Origin of the sequence: Allobosea sp. Root483D1 (assembly GCF_001429505.1) — a bacterium.
GTDB lineage: Bacteria > Pseudomonadota > Alphaproteobacteria > Rhizobiales > Beijerinckiaceae > Allobosea.
The window spans coordinates 40,091-59,296 of sequence record NZ_LMJW01000022.1 but is presented as its reverse complement, the minus strand read 5'-3'; the positions used below and the strand labels follow the sequence as shown (position 1 = coordinate 59,296).

18 protein-coding genes are annotated in these 19,206 nt (G+C 68.0%); 13 read left to right on the top strand and 5 right to left on the bottom strand.

Annotated features, from left to right (window positions below):
- Position 1 precedes the first annotated feature (1 nt).
- The 11 genes from ASE66_RS23110 to ASE66_RS23060 all read left to right on the top strand — a co-directional run bounded on the left by ASE66_RS23110 (position 2) and on the right by ASE66_RS23060 (position 12,044).
- Entirely contained in the window at positions 2-1,822 is a 1,821-nt protein-coding gene (locus ASE66_RS23110) for an acyclic terpene utilization AtuA family protein (RefSeq protein WP_057193293.1), read from the top strand.
- Positions 1,822-3,321 carry an acetyl/propionyl/methylcrotonyl-CoA carboxylase subunit alpha gene (locus tag ASE66_RS23105; RefSeq protein ID WP_057192120.1) on the top strand — a complete coding sequence of 500 codons (1,500 nt, stop codon included), beginning with the start codon at positions 1,822-1,824 and terminating at the stop codon, positions 3,319-3,321. Before ASE66_RS23110 ends, ASE66_RS23105 begins: the two co-directional genes overlap by 1 nt.
- A gap of 2 nt (positions 3,322-3,323) precedes the next feature.
- Positions 3,324-3,824, top strand: a complete 501-nt coding sequence (locus ASE66_RS23100) for a biotin/lipoyl-containing protein (RefSeq protein ID WP_057192119.1) — start codon at positions 3,324-3,326, stop codon at positions 3,822-3,824.
- A gap of 4 nt (positions 3,825-3,828) precedes the next feature.
- Entirely contained in the window at positions 3,829-5,436 is a 1,608-nt protein-coding gene (locus ASE66_RS23095; protein ID WP_057192118.1) for an acyl-CoA carboxylase subunit beta, read from the top strand.
- A gap of 5 nt (positions 5,437-5,441) precedes the next feature.
- Positions 5,442-6,050, top strand: coding sequence for a 2-hydroxychromene-2-carboxylate isomerase (locus tag ASE66_RS23090; protein WP_162262527.1), 609 nt, complete (start codon positions 5,442-5,444; stop codon positions 6,048-6,050).
- Between the two features lie 13 nt (positions 6,051-6,063).
- On the top strand, positions 6,064-6,747 hold the full coding sequence (locus ASE66_RS23085) for a transglutaminase domain-containing protein (protein WP_082613678.1): 684 nt from the start codon (positions 6,064-6,066) through the stop codon (positions 6,745-6,747).
- Between the two features lie 259 nt (positions 6,748-7,006).
- Positions 7,007-8,725: a Na/Pi cotransporter family protein gene (locus ASE66_RS23080; protein WP_057192116.1), complete on the top strand. Its 1,719-nt coding sequence runs from the start codon at positions 7,007-7,009 to the stop codon at positions 8,723-8,725.
- Between the two features lie 83 nt (positions 8,726-8,808).
- Positions 8,809-9,744: a LysR family transcriptional regulator gene (locus ASE66_RS23075; protein ID WP_057192115.1), complete on the top strand. Its 936-nt coding sequence runs from the start codon at positions 8,809-8,811 to the stop codon at positions 9,742-9,744.
- A 144-nt stretch (positions 9,745-9,888) separates the two neighbouring features.
- Positions 9,889-10,599, top strand: coding sequence for an SDR family NAD(P)-dependent oxidoreductase (locus ASE66_RS23070; protein ID WP_057192114.1), 711 nt, complete (start codon positions 9,889-9,891; stop codon positions 10,597-10,599).
- A gap of 28 nt (positions 10,600-10,627) precedes the next feature.
- Complete coding sequence (locus ASE66_RS23065; protein ID WP_057192113.1) at positions 10,628-10,858, top strand: tautomerase family protein; 231 nt, start codon at positions 10,628-10,630, stop codon at positions 10,856-10,858.
- 130 nt (positions 10,859-10,988) lie between these two features.
- Positions 10,989-12,044, top strand: coding sequence for an NAD(P)H-dependent flavin oxidoreductase (locus ASE66_RS23060; protein WP_057192112.1), 1,056 nt, complete (start codon positions 10,989-10,991; stop codon positions 12,042-12,044).
- A gap of 21 nt (positions 12,045-12,065) precedes the next feature.
- On the opposite strand, the gene ASE66_RS23055 is transcribed toward ASE66_RS23060, so the two are convergent.
- The 5 genes from ASE66_RS23055 to ASE66_RS23035 form a co-directional block, all read right to left on the bottom strand.
- On the bottom strand, positions 12,066-13,505 hold the full coding sequence (locus ASE66_RS23055; RefSeq protein ID WP_057192111.1) for a TRAP transporter large permease: 1,440 nt from the start codon (positions 13,503-13,505) through the stop codon (positions 12,066-12,068).
- On the bottom strand, positions 13,502-14,074 hold the full coding sequence (locus tag ASE66_RS23050; protein WP_057193291.1) for a TRAP transporter small permease subunit: 573 nt from the start codon (positions 14,072-14,074) through the stop codon (positions 13,502-13,504). The genes ASE66_RS23055 and ASE66_RS23050 overlap by 4 nt, the downstream gene beginning before the upstream one ends.
- A 133-nt stretch (positions 14,075-14,207) precedes the next feature.
- On the bottom strand, positions 14,208-14,951 hold the full coding sequence (locus ASE66_RS23045) for a response regulator (protein WP_057192110.1): 744 nt from the start codon (positions 14,949-14,951) through the stop codon (positions 14,208-14,210).
- Positions 14,944-16,476, bottom strand: coding sequence for an ATP-binding protein (locus ASE66_RS23040; protein ID WP_057192109.1), 1,533 nt, complete (start codon positions 16,474-16,476; stop codon positions 14,944-14,946). The genes ASE66_RS23045 and ASE66_RS23040 overlap by 8 nt, the downstream gene beginning before the upstream one ends.
- Positions 16,477-16,549: 73 nt before the next feature.
- On the bottom strand, positions 16,550-17,263 hold the full coding sequence (locus tag ASE66_RS23035; protein WP_057192108.1) for a DUF2161 domain-containing phosphodiesterase: 714 nt from the start codon (positions 17,261-17,263) through the stop codon (positions 16,550-16,552).
- Positions 17,264-17,477: 214 nt separating this feature from the next.
- Between ASE66_RS23035 and ASE66_RS23030 the strand changes: the two genes are divergently transcribed.
- Together ASE66_RS23030 and ada are read left to right on the top strand one after the other, a co-directional pair.
- Positions 17,478-17,933, top strand: coding sequence for an ester cyclase (locus tag ASE66_RS23030; protein ID WP_057192107.1), 456 nt, complete (start codon positions 17,478-17,480; stop codon positions 17,931-17,933).
- A gap of 172 nt (positions 17,934-18,105) precedes the next feature.
- Complete coding sequence (ada, locus tag ASE66_RS23025) at positions 18,106-19,200, top strand: bifunctional DNA-binding transcriptional regulator/O6-methylguanine-DNA methyltransferase Ada (protein ID WP_057193289.1); 1,095 nt, start codon at positions 18,106-18,108, stop codon at positions 19,198-19,200.
- Positions 19,201-19,206: the final 6 nt, after the last annotated feature.

Genomic DNA, 19,206 nt, shown 5'->3' with positions numbered 1-19,206 from the left:
CATGCGCGAGAGCATCCGCATCGGCTGCGGCGCCGGCTTCTGGGGAGACAGCCCGGAGGGGCCGCGCCAGCTCGTCCAACGCGGCGGCATCGACTATCTCGTGCTCGACTATCTCGCCGAGATCACCATGTCGATCCTCGCCCGGATGAAGGCGAAGAACCCGGCGCTCGGCTATGCCACCGACTTCGTCTCGCTGGTAATGAAGCCGCTCGCCCGCGAGATCGCGGAGAAGCGCATCCGCGTCGTCACCAATGCCGGCGGGGTCAATCCGGAAGCCTGCCGCGACGCGCTGCTCGCCGCCTTCAACGAGGTCGGCGTCGACCTCAAGGTCGCGATCGTCACCGGCGACGACCTCTCGGGCGAGGCCGAGCGCCTGCGTGCAGCGGGTGTCAGCGAGATGTTCTCCGGCGCGCCCTTCCCCGACAGGATCGCCAGCATCAACGCCTATCTCGGCGCCTTCCCGATCGCGGCGGCGCTCGCGGCCGGCACCGATGTCGTGGTGACCGGGCGCTGCGTCGACTCGGCCGTGGTCCTCGGCCCGCTGATCCATGAATTCGGCTGGTCCCCTCAGGACTATGACCGGCTCTCGGCCGGGAGCCTCGCCGGCCACATCCTCGAATGCGGCGCGCAGGCGACCGGCGGCATCGTCACCGACTGGCGCGACGTCGCCGGCGACTGGGCCGATATGGGCTTCCCCGTCGCCGATTGCCGGGCCGACGGCAGCTTCGAGGTCGGCAAGCCGGAGGGAACCGGCGGGCGCGTCAGCCCGGCGACCATCGCCGAGCAGATCGTCTACGAGGTCGGCGACCCCGCCGCCTATATGCTGCCGGATGTCGCTTGCGATTGGTCGCAGGTGAAGCTGGAAGCCACCGGCCGCGATCGCGTCCGGGTTTCCGGCGTGCGCGGGCGGGCTCCGTCGAACAGTTACAAGGTCAGCGCCACCTATCCCGACGGCTATCGCTGCGCGACGACGATGATGATCGTCGGCGACGACGCGGCCGAGCGGGCCGAAGCGGTCGCGAAGGCGGTTCTCGCCCGCTGCGGCCGATTGATCCGCGAGGCCGGTCTTCCCGACTTCGCTGAAAGCTCGATCGAGACGCTCGGCGCCGAGGCGAGCTATGGCGCCCAGAGCCGGACGCGGGCGACGCGCGAGGTCGTGCTCAAGATCGGCGTGCGCCACCCTTCCAAGGAGGCCCTGCAGATCTTCGCCCGCGAGATCTATCCGGCCGCGACCGCGATGGCCCAGAGCCTGACCGGCTTTGCCGGCGGCCGGCCCGAGCCGCAGCCGGTGATCAGGCTGTTCTCCTTCCTGATCGACAAGGCCGAATTGCAGCCTACCGTCAGCCTCGGCGAGACGAAACTGCCGGTGCCAGCACATATCCCCGCAGCGGCGGTGAATGCGCCCTCGCCTGTCACCGCGGACGTCCCGGATATCGCGACCGGCGAGACGGCCGAGGTGCCGCTCGTCGCCCTCGCCTTCGGCCGCAGCGGCGACAAGGGCGACATCGCCAATATCGGCGTGATCGCGCGCGATGCCGCCTTCCTGCCCTGGCTGCGCCGGGCGCTGACGCCGGAGGCGGTCGGCCGGCACTTCGCCCACCATGTCGCGGGCAAGGTCGAACGCTTCGACTGGCCGGGCCTCGGCGGCTTTAACCTCGTCATGCACCGCGCGCTCGGCGGCGGCGGCATCGCCTCGCTACGCCATGACCCGCAGGGCAAGGCGATGGCGCAGGTGCTGATGAGCCTGCCGGTGCCGGTGCCTGCTTCCTGGCTCGCAGCGGGTGGTGCCCTCCATTCCTTCGCCAAAACGGACAACGCTTGATGTCGGCCTCTCCGAGCGCGCCAGCACCGTTCCGCAAGGTCCTGATCGCCAATCGCGGCGAAATCGCCTGCCGCATCATCCGGACCTTGCGCGAGATGGGCATCGCCTCGGTCGCGATCCATCACCCGGTCGAGGCCCGCGCCCGGCATGTGCGCGAGGCGGATCAGGCAATCGAGATTTCAGGCGAGATGCCGGTCGCCGCCCATCTCGACATCGCCCAGATCGTCGACGCCGCCTGCGCCGTCGGGGCCGATGCGATCCATCCCGGCTATGGCTTCCTCTCCGAGAATGCGCGCTTCGCCCGTGCCGTGGCAGAGGCCGGCCTCACCTTCATCGGTCCGGATGCCGACACCATCGCGCTGATGGGCGACAAGATCTCGGCGCGCCAGTTCGCGGCCGATCACGGCGTCCCGGTCGCGCCTTCGGTGATGCCGACCGAGGACCTTGCCGATTTCACCCGCCGGGCCATCGAGATTGGCTTTCCGCTGCTGATCAAGGCGGCGGCGGGCGGCGGCGGCAAGGGCATGAGCATCGTGCGCTCGGCCGAGGAACTGGAGGGCGCGGCGCGCCTCGCCGCGAGCGAAGCGCAGCGCTATTTCGGCGACGGGCGCGTCTATGCCGAGCTCTTCGTCGAGCGCCCCCGCCATATCGAGGTGCAGGTCTTCGGCGACGGCAAGGGCAGCGCCATCCACCTGTTCGAGCGCGAATGCTCGGTGCAGCGCCGCTTCCAGAAGATCATCGAGGAGGCGCCGACTGCCAACCTGCCGCCAGCGCTGCGCGACGAGATCTGCGCCTCTGCGGTGAGGCTCGCGGCCGCCTCGAACTACCGCAATGCCGGGACGGTCGAGTACATCCTCGGCGCCGATGGCCGCTTCTTCTTCCTGGAGATGAACACCCGCCTGCAGGTCGAGCATCCCGTCACCGAGATGATCACCGGGCTCGACCTGGTGCGCCTGCAGATCGAGATCGCCGCTGGGTGCGACCTGCCGTTCACGCAGGATGCCATCGTCGCAAATGGCCACGCGATCGAATGCCGGATCTGCGCCGAGGATCCCGAGCGCGACTTCCTGCCCGAGACCGGCACGATCCTGCATGTTGGCGTGCCGCAGGCTCCCCATCTGCGTTTCGAGAATGCGCTCGATCGCGGCCAGCGCGTCACCGCCGATTTCGATCCGATGCTGGCCAAGCTCGTCGTCCATGGGCCGGATCGCGCCGTGGCGACAGAGCGCGCCATTGCGGCGCTGCACGAGCTCGCGCTGCTCGGGATCAAGACCAATATCGACTATCTCGCCCGGGTACTCGGCCACCCTGCCTTCGCCGCCGGCGAATTGCACACCGGCTTCGTCGTCCAGCACAAGGCCGAACTCACCGCCGCAGAACCTGATGAAGCGACACGCGACACCGTGCTGATCGCCGCGGCACTCGGCCTGCGCGACTTCCGCGACCTCGTCCTCGGCGTGCCCGAACCGCATGCCTCGATCGGGCACTGGAGGAACTGAGCATGGTCCTCAAGCTCGATCTCGACGGCACAGTGCATAACGTCACCATCCTGGCGCGCCGCCCGCATCTCGTGCTCTCGATCGATGGTCGCCGGCATGTCGTCGAAGGCCTCGACGAAGCCGGCGACGGCAGCCGCGCGCTGACGCTCGACGGCGAACCCGTCGCCTTCGCCCGCGCCGGCAGCGCCGATGGCGTCATCGTCCGGTTGGGTGGACGCAGCTTCGCGCTGCGCCGGCGCGATGCGGCGGCGGACGCCTCCGCCGCCGGCGGCGGTGCCAACGTTGTGCGCGCGCCAATGCCGGGCACCGTGATCGTGGTTCACAAGCGCGTCGGCGACAGCGTCCAGCGCGGCGAGACCATCGTCACGATCGAAAGCATGAAGCTTCAGATGAAGCTCGATGCGCCGCGTGACGGCGAGATCGCCGAGATCGCGGCGCGAGAAGGCGAGGGCTTCGACAAGGACGCCGTGCTCGCCCGTCTCGCGGCTCCGGCGGAAGGCTGACCCGATGTCCAGACTGCAATCTTCGATCAACACCGCTTCCGCCGATTTCCGCCGCAACGAGGCTCATAACCGCCGCCTCGTCGCCGAATTCAGGGCGAAGCAGGAGGCGGCGCGCCACAGCCGGCCGCAGCGCGACCTCGAACGCCTTGCCCGCCAGCAGAAGATGCCGCAGCGCAAGCGCATCGAGATGCTGCTCGACCCCGGCACGCCCTTCCTCGAGCTGTCCTCGCTCGCGGGCAACATGGCCTATGGCGGGGAATCGCCCTCGGCCAGCTCGATCGTCGGCATCGGCATGGTCTCCGGCCGCGAGGTCATGATCCGCGCCGACGATCCGACCGTGAAGGGCGGCGCCTGGTATCCGCTGACGGTCAAGAAGATCGTCCGCGCCCTCGATATCGCCATGGAGAACCGGCTGCCGGTCGTACATCTCTGCGATTCCGCCGGCGGCTTCCTGCAGCTCCAGTCGGAGCTGTTTCCGGATCGCTACATGGGCGGGCGGATCTTCCGCAACCAGTCGATGCTATCGAAGATGGGCGTGAAGCAGCTCGCCTTGGTCTTCGGACATTGCACAGCGGGCGGCGCCTATATCCCCGGCCTCTCCGACTACAGCGTCATCGTGCGCGGCACCGGCGCGGTCTTCCTCGGCGGGCCGCCCTTGGTGAAGGCGGCGACGGGCGAGGACGTCACGGTCGAGGAGCTCGGCGGCGCCGAGATGCATACCAGCGTCTCCGGGACCTGCGACTACCCCGCCGACAGCGAGGAGCACGCCATCGAGATCGGCCGCGACATCGTCTCGCAATGGGACCGGCTGCCGCGCTGGGAGGCGCAGCGCGAGGCGCCGGAGGAGCCGTTCTACGATCCCGCCGAGATCTACGGGATCGTGCCCGACGACATCAAGAAAGCCTTCGACATGCGCGAGATCATCGCCCGCATCGTCGATGGCAGCCGCTTCCACGAATACAAGCCGGCCTATGGCACAACTTTGGTCTGCGGCTTCGCCAATATCTGGGGCTTCAAGGTCGGAATCCTCGCCAATAACGGCGTGCTCTTCAACGACTCGTCGATCAAGGGCGCCCATTTCATAGAACTCTGCAACCAGAACAACACGCCGCTGGTCTTCCTGCAGAACATCACCGGCTACATGGTCGGGCGCGAATATGAGCGCCGCGGCATCACCAAGGACGGCGCCAAGATGATCATGGCGCAGAGCTGCTCGCGGGTGCCGAAGTTCACCGTGATGTGCAACGGCTCGTTCGGCGCTGGCAATTACGGCATGTGCGGGCGCGCCTTCGACGGGCGCTTCCTGTTCTCCTGGCCGAACCACCAGATCGGCGTGATGGGCGGCGACCAGGCGGCGAACACGCTGGCCGAGGTCAAGGCCAACCAGATGAAGCGCAATGGCGGCGCAGTCGACAAAGGCGAGATCGACAAGCTCTGGGACGAGACGCGAAAAGCCTATCAGGAGCAGCTCTCGGCCTATTACTCGACCTCGGAACTCTGGGACGACGGCATCATCGACCCGCTCGACACCCGCAACGCGCTCGGCGTGGCGATCTCGGCCTCGCTCAACGCCCCGCTCGGCGAGCCCGGCTACGGCGTCTTCAGGTTCTGATGGCCATGCCGGGACCGCTTCGCTTTTATCTCGATTTCGCCTCGCCCTATTCCTATTTCGCGCTCGGCCCGTTGGCGCGGTTGGCCGAGGAGCATGGCCGGGCGCTGGAGCTCCGGCCGATCCTGCTCTGGGCTGTGTTCAAGCAGCAGGGCGTCGTCAACCCGCTGGAGACGCCGGCGCGGCGGCGCTACTTCCTCGAGGACGTGACCCGCTCGGCCGAATTCTTCGGCCTGCCGTTTCGTATTCCTGAGCCGCTGCAGATCTCGGCCCATCTTGCCGGCCGGCTCTATCATGCCTGGACCGCGACACGGCCGCAGGATGGGCTGCGACTGGCGAGCGAGATCTTCGAGGCCTTCTTTGCCAGGGCTGAGAATATCGCCGACCCGGCCGTGCTCGCCGCCCTGCCCTGCCTGGCGGGTGAGACGCCCGAGGCGATCCGCGCCATGATCGACGGCAGCGAGGGCCGCCAGCGCCTCGGCGAGACAATAGACGAAGCCTGCGCCGCGAACCTGATCGGCGTGCCCTTCGTGACACTGGATGGCGAGAGCTTCTTCGGCGCCGACCGCCTGCCGCAGATCGCCTGGCGGCTGCAGCATCCGCGTGGCAGGGCATGAACGGGAGGGTGCGATGAGCGACGACAGGCTCGCCGGGGCGCTGCAGGCCACGCCCTTCATCGACGCCAACGCGCCGGTGATCCGCGCTTTCGTCGAAGCGCATGCCGGCACCGGCCCGGACCGCTATCGCGCGGTGCGGCTCTACTACGCCGTCCGCGACGCCATCCCCTACGACCTCCGCTATTTCGGGATCGAGCGCGACATCTTCGTCGCCTCGCGCTGCCTGGAAGCGAAGGGCTCGTTCTGCGTGCCCAAGGCGGTGACGCTCGCCGCGGCCGCCCGCGCCGCCGGCATTCCGGCCCGCGTCGGTTTCGCCGATGTGCGCAACCACCTGGCATCGCCGCGCATCCTCGAATTGATGGGCAGCGACGTCTTCCGCTGGCACGCCTATACGCTGCTCTTCCTCGACGGCCGCTGGGTCAAGGCGACGCCGGCCTTCGACCTTGCCTTCTGCGCTCGCTTCGGCGTCGAACCGCTCGACTTCGACGGCAGCGCGGATTCGATCTTCCAGCCCTTCGACGCGGCAGGCCGCCAGCACATGGACTATGTGCTCGACCGCGGCGACCATGACGAGATGCCGTTCGAGGCCTTCCGCGCGGCGATGCAGGAGGCGTATCCGCGCCTGATCACGGCGATGGCGGCCGAGCGCGCGGCGCTTTCGAGCAAATCCCAGCCGAAGCCTGCTCCGGCTGGGTAGTCGTCGCTGCGGCGCAGGCCCTGACCTCAATTCTTCCACACTGACCAGCTACCAAGACGGCTTCGCCAGCGTTGCCGTGGATCGCCACGGCCGCTGGCTATTGCGCTTTTGAGCGTGCGACGACCGTTTTCCATTCTGGAGCGCATACGAGAGAAGTAGACCATTTCCGCCGCAGATTTTATAAGACGGCTAATGAATTTGACGGCATAATCCGCCGCTTCATTCCTCCGATTCCCGCTGAAGGAGCGCCCTCCCCACGATGAACGCCGCCGAGAGCACCACCGCCATCCTGATCCACCTCGCCGGTTCGGTGGCGCTGCTGATCTGGGCGGTCAGGCTGGTACGGACGGGCGCGACGCGGGCCTTCGGATCGTCGCTGCGGCAGGCGATCGCGCGCTTCACCGGCAATCGCGTCTCGGCCATGGCGAGCGGGGCAGTCGTAACGCTGATCCTGCAGAGCTCGACGGCGACGACGCTGCTGCTCTCCTCCTTTGCCGGCCAGGCGCTGATCGGCCTGCCCATGGCCTTTGCCGTGCTGCTCGGCGCGAATGTCGGCACTGCGCTCGCCGCCTTCCTGGTCTCGTTCGAGCTCGGCTGGATCTGGGGGGCGTGCCTTGCCGTCGGCGTGACGCTCTATCTCGCCAACGAGGCGATGAACCGGGCCCGCAATATCGGCCGCCTGATCGTCGGCATCGGGCTGATCCTGCTCTCGCTCGCCGAGCTCAAGACCGCCTCGGCACCGCTGGCGCAGTCGCCGGTCTTCCGCATGGCGTTCGAGGCCCTGGCCAGCGAGCCCCTCCTCGCCATCGCGATCACGGTCGCGGCGACCTGGCTGACCCATTCCAGCCTCGCCATCGTCCTGCTGATTGCCTCGTTCTGGGCCGGCGGGCTGTTCCCGGCCCCGACCGCGCTGATCCTGATCGTCGGCGCCAATCTCGGCAACGCGCTGGTCCCGGTGATCGACCAGCTCGGCGCGCCGGTCGCGCAGCGCCGCGTCGCGCTCGCCAACCTCTTGACGCGCATCATCATCGCGCTCGTCGTCATCCCGTTCGCCAAGCCGCTGGCAGGGTGGTTCTCACAGCTGTCGCCGAATCCCGCGCGTCTCGCGGTCGAAATCCATCTGGCGCTGAACATCGTCGGCGCCCTCGCCTTCCTGCCCTTCACCGGCCCGATCGCCGCGCTGATCACGCGCCTGACCCCGGCTGCGCCCGAGACGGAGCAGCGCACGCGGCCGCTCTATCTCGACCCCAGCCTGCTCGACAGCCCGCCGGAAGCCCTTGCCAGCGCGATGCGCGAGACGCTGCATCTGGGCGACCGCGTCAGCGCCATGCTGAAGGACCTGCTGATCCTGCTGGAGCAGGACAAGCTCGCGCTCTCGCGCGAGATCGCCGCGGCCGATGACGGCGTCGATACGATCCACGAGGCGATCAAGCTCTATCTCGTCCAGCTCTCGCGCCGTCCGCTCTGCGAGGAGGACAGCCGGCGCCTGTTCGAGATCATCACGGCGACCACCAATCTCGAGCATATCGGCGACATCATCGACAAGAACCTGCGGGAGCTCGCGGAGAAAAAGATCCGCAAGCGCTACCGCTTCTCCGAGGAAGGTCTCGCCGAGATCCGCGACTTCCACACGCGGGTCAGCCACAGCCTGCAGCTTTCGCTCAACGTGCTCGCCTCGCGCGACATCACCCTTGCCCGCCAGCTCTTCGACGAGAAGAGCGCGATGCGCGTCGCCGAACGCATGGCGACCGAGAAGCATTACGAGCGCCTGCGCAGCGGCGTGACCGAGTCGCTCGAGACCTCGTCGATCCATCTCGACGTGCTGCGCGACCTGAAGCGCATCCACGGCCACATCACCTCGATCGCCTATCCGATCCTGGAAGCCGCCGACGAACTCAGCGAGACTAGGCTGCGCAAGGCCGAGGAGCAGCCCGCCGACGAGCGCTACGGCCTCGCTCTGCCGCACAAGCCGGCCTGATACGGCACGGCCTGGACCGGCGCCGCGTGCGCTTGACAGCCTGCCGGTTTGACCGAGCTTAAGGCCCGAGGCTCGGGGGCATCATGGATCGCATCGACGCGATGAAAGTGTTCATCGCCGCACTGGACGAGGGTAGCCTCGCCGGGGCGGGACGCCTGCTCGGCCGCTCTCCGGCAGCGGTGAGCCGGGCTGTCGCCTTCCTCGAACAGCAAGCCGGTGCTCCCTTGTTGCACCGTACGACCCGCTCGATCCGGCTGAGCGAGACCGGCGAGCGCTATGCCGCGGCCTGCCGCCGCGTCCTCGCCGACCTGCAGGAGCTCGACGCGGTCGGCGCCAGCGAGCAAGCCGCCCCGCGCGGCACCTTGACCATCACGGCGCCGCCGATCAGCGGCGAGGAGATCCTGCGGCCGATCGTCGATGCCTTCATCGAGGCGTTTCCGGCCGTCTCGGTCAACCTCGTCCTGCTCTCGCGTGGTGCCAACCTGGTCGAGGAAGGCATCGACATCGCCCTGCGTATCCTCGACCTGCCGGATTCGGCGATGACGGCGATCCGCATCGGCGGCGAGGTCCGGCCGGTGATCGTGGCCTCGCCGCGCTATCTCAATCAGCACCCGCGTATCGACGAGCCGGGGGACCTGGCCAGACACAACATCATCGCCTGCACCGATTTCGGGCGCGATGCCTGGGTCTTCCCGCCCGTGAAGGGCGGCTCCGTGTCCCGCTCCGTCCAGTTCAAGCCACGGCTCACCGTCAACAGTGTCAGGGCGGCATTGGGGGCTGCGGTCGGCGGGCTCGGCGTCACGCGGCTGTTCGCCTACCACGTCGCCGAGCGCGTGCAGGATGGTTCGCTCGAGCTCCTGCTGCGAGATGCCGAGCCGCCGGGCCGGCCCGTCAACCTGATCATGCCGCAGGGCCGCTCGAACGTCCCCAAGGTCCGGGCCTTCCTCGACTTCGCCGTGCCGCGCCTGCGCGCCGACTTCGCACGGCTCTCGGCCGAGTCGGGCGTGATGCGCTCCTGAACTGCCCATTCTTCCGCGCTACGGAGGAATGACTGCCGAACAGAAGGCATTCAGCCACAGCGCGAAACACTCCAAATTCCTCGTCATCAGGCCCTGGGCCGGGCAGCGGCACATCCGCTCGCTGCCGAAGCAACGAGGATCATCATGAGCAACGAACGGAAGGTCGCCATCGTCACCGGCGCCTCGCAGGGCATTGGCGCTGCGCTGGTCAAGGGTTTCCGCGACCGCAATTACCGGATCGTCGCGACGTCACGCTCGATCACGCAGGGCAGCGACCCAGACATTCTGGCGGTCCCCGGTGACATCGCCGATCCGGCGACCGCCGAGGCGGTCGTCCGCGAGGCGATTGCCCGCTTCGGACGCGTCGACACGCTGGTCAACAATGCCGGCATCTTCATCGCCAAGCCCTTCACCGACTACACGGCGGAGGATTTCCAGAGAAAGATCGCGACCAATCTCGCCGGCTTCTTCCACATCACCCAGCAGGCCGTGGCCGCCATGCTGAAGCAGGGTTCCGGCCATATCGTCAGCATCACCACCAGCCTGACCGACCATGCGGTCGCGGGCGTTCCGACCGTGCTCGCCAACCTGACCAAGGGCGGCATCAACTCGGCGACCAAGGCGCTGGCGATCGAATACGCCACCCAGGGCATCCGGGTGAACGCTGTCTCCCCCGGCATCATCAAGACGCCGATGCACGCGCCGCAGACGCATGAATTCCTGGCCAATCTGCACCCGGTCAAGCGGATGGGCGAGGTCCGCGACATCGTCGACGCCGTGCTCTTCCTAGAAAACGCCGGTTTCGTCACCGGCGAGATCCTCCACGTCGACGGCGGCCAGAGCGCCGGCCACTGACCCGCAACCGGACCAGCAGGAGGTTTCCATGCCGATCGTCACCATCCAGGTCACCCGCGAGGGCTCCGGCCCGGGCCGTTCCTCGGTCACGTCTGAGGAGAAGGCGAGGCTCATTGCCGGCGCCAGCCAGCTCCTGCTCGACGTGCTCAACAAGCCGGTTGAGGCGACCTTCGTCGTGATCGAGGAGGTCGCGCTCGACAATTGGGGCTGGGGTGGTCTGCCCGTCCCGGAATACCGCAAGCGGCGCGCGGCGAGCTAGTCTCGCCGTCAGCGGGACCCAGGACTCGCTCAATCCTGCACTTCGGATGCGCTGACCTTCGCCTTTGAAATCACGGGGCTGCGGCGGACACTGGCCACCGCAGCCCCATTCGCCCCCGCGAGGAACGATCATGACCAGCACCGCACAAGCGCGACTGCTCGACCTGTTCGGCATCGAATTGCCGATCATCCAGGGGCCGATGGCCCTGGCGTCGACACCGGAGATGGCGATCGCTGTCAGCGAAGCCGGCGGCCTCGGCTCGCTGGCCGGCGCGCAATACAACGAGGCGGGCCTCAGGGCGGCGCTGGACAAGGTACGCGCCGGCACGCGCCGGCCGATCAACCTCAACTTCTTCTGCCATACGCCGCCGGCGGACGATCCGGCCCGCCAGGCGGCGTGGCTGAAGCACCTCGACGGCTACTATGCCGAAGCCGGGCTCGATCCGGACATGCCGAAGACGCCGAGCGGCCGCACGCCCTTCGACGCAACCCTCGCGACCGTCCTGGAGGAGTACCGGCCGGAGGTCGTCAGCTTCCATTTCGGCCTGCCCGCGCCCGAGCTGTTCGAGCGGGTCAAGCGCACCGGGGCCAAGGTCATCGCCTCCGCCACCACTGTGCCCGAGGCGCGCTGGCTGGCCGAGCACGGCGTCGATGCCGTCATCGCCATGGGCGCCGAGGCCGGCGGCCATCGCGGCATCTTCCTCAACGACCGCATTTCCGAGCAGGTCGGCACCTTCGCGCTGGTGCCGCAGGTGGTCGACGCGGTCTCCATCCCGGTGATCGCCGCCGGCGGCGTCACCGACCGGCGCGGGGTGGAGGCTGCCTTCGCCCTCGGTGCAGCGGCGGTCCAGGTCGGCACCGCCTATCTGTTCACGCCCGAAGCCAGCATCTCGCCGATCTATCGCAGGGCGCTCGGCATGAGCGAGCGTCCGACTGCGATCACCAACCTGTTCACCGGCAGGCCGGCGCGCGGCATCGTCAACCGGGCGATGGCGGAGCTCGGACCACTCTCCGAGCTCGCCCCGGCCTTCCCCACCGCCGGCACGGCGCTGGGGCCGCTGCGCAGCGCCGCCGAGGCAGCGGGCCGTGACGATTTCACCCTGCTCTGGGCCGGCCAGGCCTTCCCGCTCGCCAAGGCGATGTCCTCGGCCGAGCTGACGCGCAGACTCGCCGGACTCGACCCCTGAGCGCTTCGGCGCTGCCGTCGCTCAGGGCTTGGGCGGGCTTAAGCCGTCGAGCTCGAGGCCCGGCATGTTGCCGAGGCCCGGCATGTTGTTGAGCTGCTTCTCGAGCGCCGCCGGGTCAAGCGTCACCGGGTTGTCGAGCCAGTAGGTCACCATCTCCGGGAAGGCGATCATCAGCGCGACCAGGATGAGCTGCAGCACGATCCAGGGGATCGAGCCGAGATAGATGTCGCGGCTCTTCACCGTCGGCGGCGCGATGCCGCGCAGATAGAACAGCGCGAAGCCGAAGGGCGGGTGCATGAACGAGGTCTGGATGTTGGCGCAGATCAGGAGGCCGAACCAGATCAGGTTGATGTCGAGCTTCGCCGCCGCCGGTGTCAGCAGCGGGATGATGATGAAGGCGATCTCGAAGAAGTCCAGGAAGAAGGCGATGAAGAAGACGAAGACCATGATGAAGGCCAGAAAACCGACCTGACCGCCGGGCAATCCGGTCAGCATGTGCTCGATCCACAAGCCCCCGTCGACGCCCTGGAAGACCAGGCTGAAGACGCGCGCGCCGATCAGGATCATCGTCACCATGGCGGTGATGCGCATGGTCGAGGACATCGCCTGATAGGTCAGCTTCCTGGTCAGCGTGCCGTAGAGCGCCGCCAGCCCGAGCGCGCCGACCGCGCCCATCGCGCCTGCTTCCGTCGGCGTGGCGAGGCCCATGAAGATCGTGCCGAGCACCAGGAAGATCAGCGCCGCCGAGGGCACGATCCCGCGGATGCATTTGATCGCGAGCGCCCAGCCCTTGAGCGTGCGCGCCTCCGGCGGCAGCGCCGGGATATGAGCCGGCTTGAGGATGCCGAGGATCGCGACCCAGATACAGAACAGCACGACCTGGACGATGCTGGGGCCGATCGCGCCGGCATACATGTCGCCGACCGACTTGCCCATCACGTCGGCGAGGACGACCAGCACCAGCGAGGGCGGGATCAGCTGGGTGATCGTGCCCGACGCCGCGATGACGCCGGTCGCATGCTGCATGTTGTAGCCATAGCGCATCATCACCGGCAGCGAGATCACGCCCATGGCGATGACCGAAGCGGCGACCGTGCCGGTGATGGCGCCGAGGATCGCGCCGACGAAGATGACGGCATAGGACAGGCCGCCGCGGACACTGCCGAAGAGCTGGCCGATCGAATCGAGCAGGTCCTCGGCGAGGCCGCAGCGCTCGAGCACCGCGCCCATGAAGGTGAAGAACGGGATCGAGAGCAGAAGGTCGTTCGAGATGATCGAATAGAGCTGAAAGGTGAGATTGCCCATGTACTGGGGCGCGATCACTCCCATCTCGATCGCGATGAAGCTGAAGAACAGCCCGACCGCCGCCAGCGAGAAGGCAGCCGGATAACCGATCAGCAGGAAGGCGACCAGGCCCCCGAACATCATGGGGCCGAGATTGGCGCGGATAGCGTCGATCATTGCAGCGGCTTCTCGTAAGCGTATTCGTGCTGGTGGAAGCCGCGCAGCGCCGCCGCACGCTTGATCATCTCCGAGACGCCCTGCAGCAGGATCAGGGTGAAACCGACCGGCAGGAGCAGGATGACCGGCCAGCGGATCAAGCCGCCGGCATTGCTGGAGGACTCGTTCAGAACCCAGGACTGCACGAACCAGGGCCAGGTGAACCAGATCATCACCAGGCACATCGGCAGCAGGAACACCGCCCCGCCGACGAGGTCGATCCAGTGCCGGGTCCGGTCGGAGACGATGCCGTAGAACAGGTCGACGCGGACATGCTCGTTGACCCGCACCGTATAGGCCGAGCCGAGCAGCACCATGCCGGCGAACATGTACCATTGCAGCTCGAGCCAGGCGTTGGAGCTGGTGGAGAAGAGATAGCGGATCGTCGCGTTGCCGGCGCTGATCAGGCAAGCGAGCAGGACGAGCCAGCTCGCGATCACGCCAAGCGAGCTGCCGAGCCGGTCGATCGCCCGCGCCAGCGGCATGAGCTGACGGCAAAAGGTCCAGGCCAGCCAGACGATAGCGGCCATGCCGCCCACCGTGGCGAGCGCCAACCAGAGTTTGAACATATAATGCGTTCCCGGCTCCGGGCGCGTCCCCGCGCGCTTCTCGGAATCCGTCGCTAGCAGCTACGCGCTTAGCCGTTCCATGTCGGCAACCGGCCTAGCGCATAGCCGGCGCATAGCCGACCGCGTCGAGCTGCTCCTGCGTCCGCAGGCGGTAGCCGATGGCGAGCTCGGTCACGAGATAGGCCGGCCGGGCCGGATCGGGCTCGATCTTGTCGCGCAGCTTCTTCATCAGGATGCGCAGATACTGCACGTCCTCGTCCGGGTCCTGCGGCCAGAGTTCCTTCATCAGCTGGCGGTGGGTCAGGACCTTGCCGTGATGCGCGCCAAGCACCCTGAGAAGCGCGAACTGCTTCGGCGACAGCACGATGGGGACGCCGTCGAGCCCGACCAGGCGCCTGGCGAGATCGACCGTCAGCCTGCCGACACGCAGCACCGGCTCGGCGGCGCCAGGCTGGGCGACGCGCCGGAGCACGACGCGGGCGCGGGCCAGGAGCTCGGCCATGCCGAAGGGCTTGACGACGTAATCGTCGGCGCCTTTCTCCAGCAGCGCGACCTTCTCCTCCTCCGAACTGCGGACAGAGAGGACGATGACCGCGCCCTGGAACCAGCCGCGCAGCGCCTCCAGCACACTCGCGCCATCGGCATCGGGCAGGCCGAGATCGAGCATGACGAGGTCCGGCCGGCGCATCACCGCGAGCTCGAGCGCCTGCTTTGCCGTCTCGGCCTCGGCGATGCGGAAGCCCTGCATCTCGAAGCCGGCCTTGAGGAAGCGCCGGATCTGCGGCTCGTCGTCGACCACGAGGACGAGCGGGCCGGCCTGCTGCCGCGGTTCAGTCATCATCCCCCTCCTCCAGGCGCCGTTCCGGCGCGAGCGGCAGCCATATCCGCATCGTCGTGCCCGTGCCCGGCCCCTCGCTCAGCGGCTCGATGCTGCCGCCATTCGCCTCGACGAAGGTCTTGGCGATGGTCAGCCCGAGGCCGCTGCCGCCGGCAATATCGGCATGACGTTCGCCGCGATGGAAGCGCTCGAATATCCGCTCGGCCTCGTGCCGGTCGAGCCCCGGCCCCTCGTCACGGACCTCGACCGCCAGCTTGCCGTCGCGCAGGCGGGCGCTGATGGCGATCGGCGCCGCGTCCGGCGCAAACTTGGCGGCATTCTCCAGGATGTTGACCAGCGCCTGCTCGACCAGCACCGGATCGACCCGGACGAAAGGCAGGTCCCGCCCGAGAGCGAGCACGACCTTGCGGCCACCCAATCGCTCCGCGACGCTGTCCAGCGCGGCATTGACGATATCGGCGAGGTCGAGCTCGTCGAAACGCGGCTGCAGAGCGCCGGCCCGGATACGGGTGACGTCGAGCAGGTTCTGGATGCGCCGGTCGAGCCGTGCGGCTTCGGAGCCGATCGCAGCGGACAGGTCGTGCAGGCGCGGCTCTGAAGCGACCGGCTCGGCCGTCAACAGCACGCTGGCCGAGCCGAGGATGCTGGCGACGGGCGTGCGCAGCTCATGCGAGACAGCCTCGATCAGGATATCGCGCAGGGCGTCGCTGCGCTGGCGCAACTGCCGCTCTTCCAGCGCGCGGGTGAGGCCGAGCCGCTCCAGCGATTTTTCGCCCTCGGCGAGGATGGAACGGGCCTGGGCAACCACCGCGTCAGCCGCGCCGACGTCAGCGCCGCCCAGCGATACCGCGAGGACCGCCTTCGGCCGGTCCGGACCGCTGAGATTGCAGAGCAGCCAATGCGCCTGCGAACCGAGCGCCAGCACCTCGACCTCCGGCCCTCCGGCGTCGCCGGTCCGGGTGCTGAAGCTCTCGACCGCGCGCCCGAGCGCTTCGACGGGCGCCCCTGCCGCTGGGGCGCGGATCGTGCGCCAGGAGCGGCCATCGGCCGCGACGAAGAGCGCAACCTCGCGCCCGAACAGGTCGGCCATATGGGCGGCGACGATGTCGTAGATCGCTGCGACATCGACCGCGCCGGCGATCTCGCTGCTCAGGCGGTAAAGCTGGCGGGTGCGGCGTTCCTCCTCGCGGACCTTGACCATTTCGGTACGCAGATGACCGGCGAGCCAGCCCAAAGTCAGCGCCACGACCAGCGAGGTGACGAGGTCGATGAGCTGCGCCGGCCGGAACACCAGCACGCTGAACAGCGGCGGATAGAACAGCGAGGTCATGACCGCGCCGAGCAGGGCGGCGGCGATCGCCGGGCCGGTGCCGTAACGGATCGCGGCAACCAGCACCGGCAGCATGTAGATCGCCGAGACGCTCTCCAGCGGCGCGAACCAGACGATCAGCCCGGCCAGAGCAGTGGCGCAGAGGATGAGCACAAGCGTGCCGGCATAGCCTGCATCGCCCGTGCCGAGCGCCAATCTCAGAAGGTGCTTCTGCTCCCCTGCCACAGTCTGCCGCGTCGCGCGCCCTGCCCCTGCCCTAGCATACCGCTTACAGAACGGCGCCCGTCCGCGCCAGCGAGCCGGCTTCAGCGCGTTCAGCGGGTGTCGGGGACGGCGGCATCTGCCATTGCGCCAGCGCGCTGCGGCCGGCCTCGGTCAGCCCGTAGACGCCGCGATCGGCGCGCTCGAACCAGCCATAGACGTTGCGGTGCAGGATCTTCTGGGCATCCGGGCATGACGGCTTGAGATCGCGCGGGCGCTGCGGCGCCGCGCTCATCGCCGCCGCGCAGGCGAGCGCCTGCTGGCGATAGGCGGTCATGATCGGCCGGCGCGTGCTGCCGCCGGCCGCCGGATCCCCCTTGCGCCGCCGGTGCTCGTCGACCAGCCGCGAGCGCGCCTTCGGGTTCTTGCGCGGCGTCGGCGCGGTCGGCGAGACCAGCACCTCGACGCGGCCGGTGCTGGTGACGCCGAGCAGGCCGAAGCCGAGGCGCCGGCAGAGATCGCGATAGCGCGGATCGCTCTCGCGTCCCTTGCCCCTGGCCGAGAGCTGCGCCGCCAGCCAGATCTCATCGCCGAGGCGCAGCCGGTCGACGCCCTGCAGGATGAGCTCCAGATTGAACGCCAGCTTCAGCTCGCCGATCACCACCACCGTGGGATCGTCCTCCCGGAGGCCCACGAGGTCGCAACGGCCGATTTCGCCCTTCACGGCATAGCCGAGTTCCTCGAGGAAGCGCTTGACGGGCGGGTAGAGCGAGGTTTCCACGCGGCTTCTCCGGACGGCTCGCGCCATGATCGTAGCAAGACGTTTCGAAGTGGCGAACGCACTGCTCTCGAGGCTCAGGAACCGCCTTCGGACAGCATTTCCGGTTCGACGGCAAGAAACGGAGTTTGGCCGAACCGGCGCCTCCCTAGCCTTTCGATCGAGGTCATCGAGCGGTTTCGATGGCTGCCAGAGATCGATGAGAGGGCCTGTTCCAATGAGCAAGGAAGACGACAACAAAGCCGTGGTGGTGCGCTGGTTCACCGAGTTCTGGGGCAAGGAGGTCAATCTCGCTGTGGTCGACGAGATCGCGGCGCCCGACATGCTGCTGAAATACTCGCTGCACGAGCCGCGCCGGGGTCATGCCGACATCAAGGCGTTCATGACCGACTTCCGCGCCGCGTTCCCCGATCTCAATTTCTGGGGCACCGCCGATCTGATCGCCGAAGGCGACTATGTCGTCGGCCAATGGGAAGGCGGCGGCACGCATACGGGCGCGGCCTTCGACGATTTCCTGGTCGGCTATGAGGCCCTCCCCGCCGCGTCCGGCCGCACGATGCATTTCACCGGCACGACCGTTCTGAAGGTGGTCCACGGCAGGATCGTCGAGGAGATCGGCCTGGATGACGGCCTGACCGCGATGACGCAACTCGGCCTCGTCAAGGCCGCCTGATCGGCAGGCGGGTCCAGAGCTGGGCAGGGGCTCGCGCTACCAGCGCGGGCCCTCACCTGTTGCGGCCGAGCGGAAATCGGGTGGCCGGCGATCGAATTCGCCAGCAAGGATCGGAGTGTGACGAGCGTTGGTCGCAGGCACGGTCGAACAAGGACGATGCGAGATGACGACGATGACGATCACGACAAGGCCCGCAACGGATCAGAGGCCGCCGCTCCCGCTCGTCGCGGACGATCCGCGCTGGGCGCGCATCGTCGCCCGCGACAAGAGCGCCGATGGCGAGCTCTGGTATTCGGTCGCGACGACGGGGGTCTATTGCCGCCCGTCCTGCCCGTCGCGCGCAGCCAACCCCAGGAATGTCGCGCTGCACGACACGCTGGAGAGCGCGCGGGCGACGGGTTTCCGACCCTGCCGGCGCTGCAATCCGGACGGCCCTTCGCTCGACTGCGAGAACGCGACCCTGGTCGCCAGAGCCTGCCGGTTCATCGCGGACAGCGAGGAGGAGCCCTCCCTGGAGGCGCTGGCGGGGGCGATCGGCCGCAGTCCGAGCTATTTCCACCGCCTCTTCAAGGCCTCGACTGGCCTGACGCCGAAGGATTACGCGGCGGCCGAGCGGGCAAGGAAGGTCCGCGAGGGTCTCGACGCCGGCAGCAGCGTCACCGAGGCGATCTACGATGCCGGCTTCAATTCGAGCGGCCGCTTCTACGAGAAGTCGACCGGCATGCTCGGCATGACGCCGACACGATATCGCGACGGCGGAGCCGACGAGGAGATCAAGTTCGCGGTCGGCCAGAGCGTCCTTGGCGCCATCCTGGTCGCATCGAGCAGGAAGGGCGTCGCCTCGATCCTGCTCGGCGACGATCCAGATGCGCTCGTGCGCAATCTCCAGGACCGTTTCCCGAAGGCGCGCCTGATCGGCGCCGACCGGGACTACGAGGCACTGATCGCCCGCGTCGTCGGCTTCGTCGAAAATCCCGGCCTCGGCCTCGACCTGCCGCTCGATGTGCGCGGCACCGCCTTCCAGCGCCGCGTCTGGCAGGCGCTGCAGGAGATCCCGGTCGGCGGGCGCGTATCCTACTCCGAGATCGCCCGCCGCATCGGCTCGCCGAATTCGGTGCGCGCCGTCGCAGGGGCCTGCGCGGCGAACACGCTCGCCGTCGCCATCCCCTGCCATCGCGTGGTCCGCAACGATGGCGCGCTCTCGGGCTATGCCTGGGGCGTCGAGCGCAAGCGGGCCCTGCTCGACCGGGAAGCGCGCAACGGCTGAAGGGGA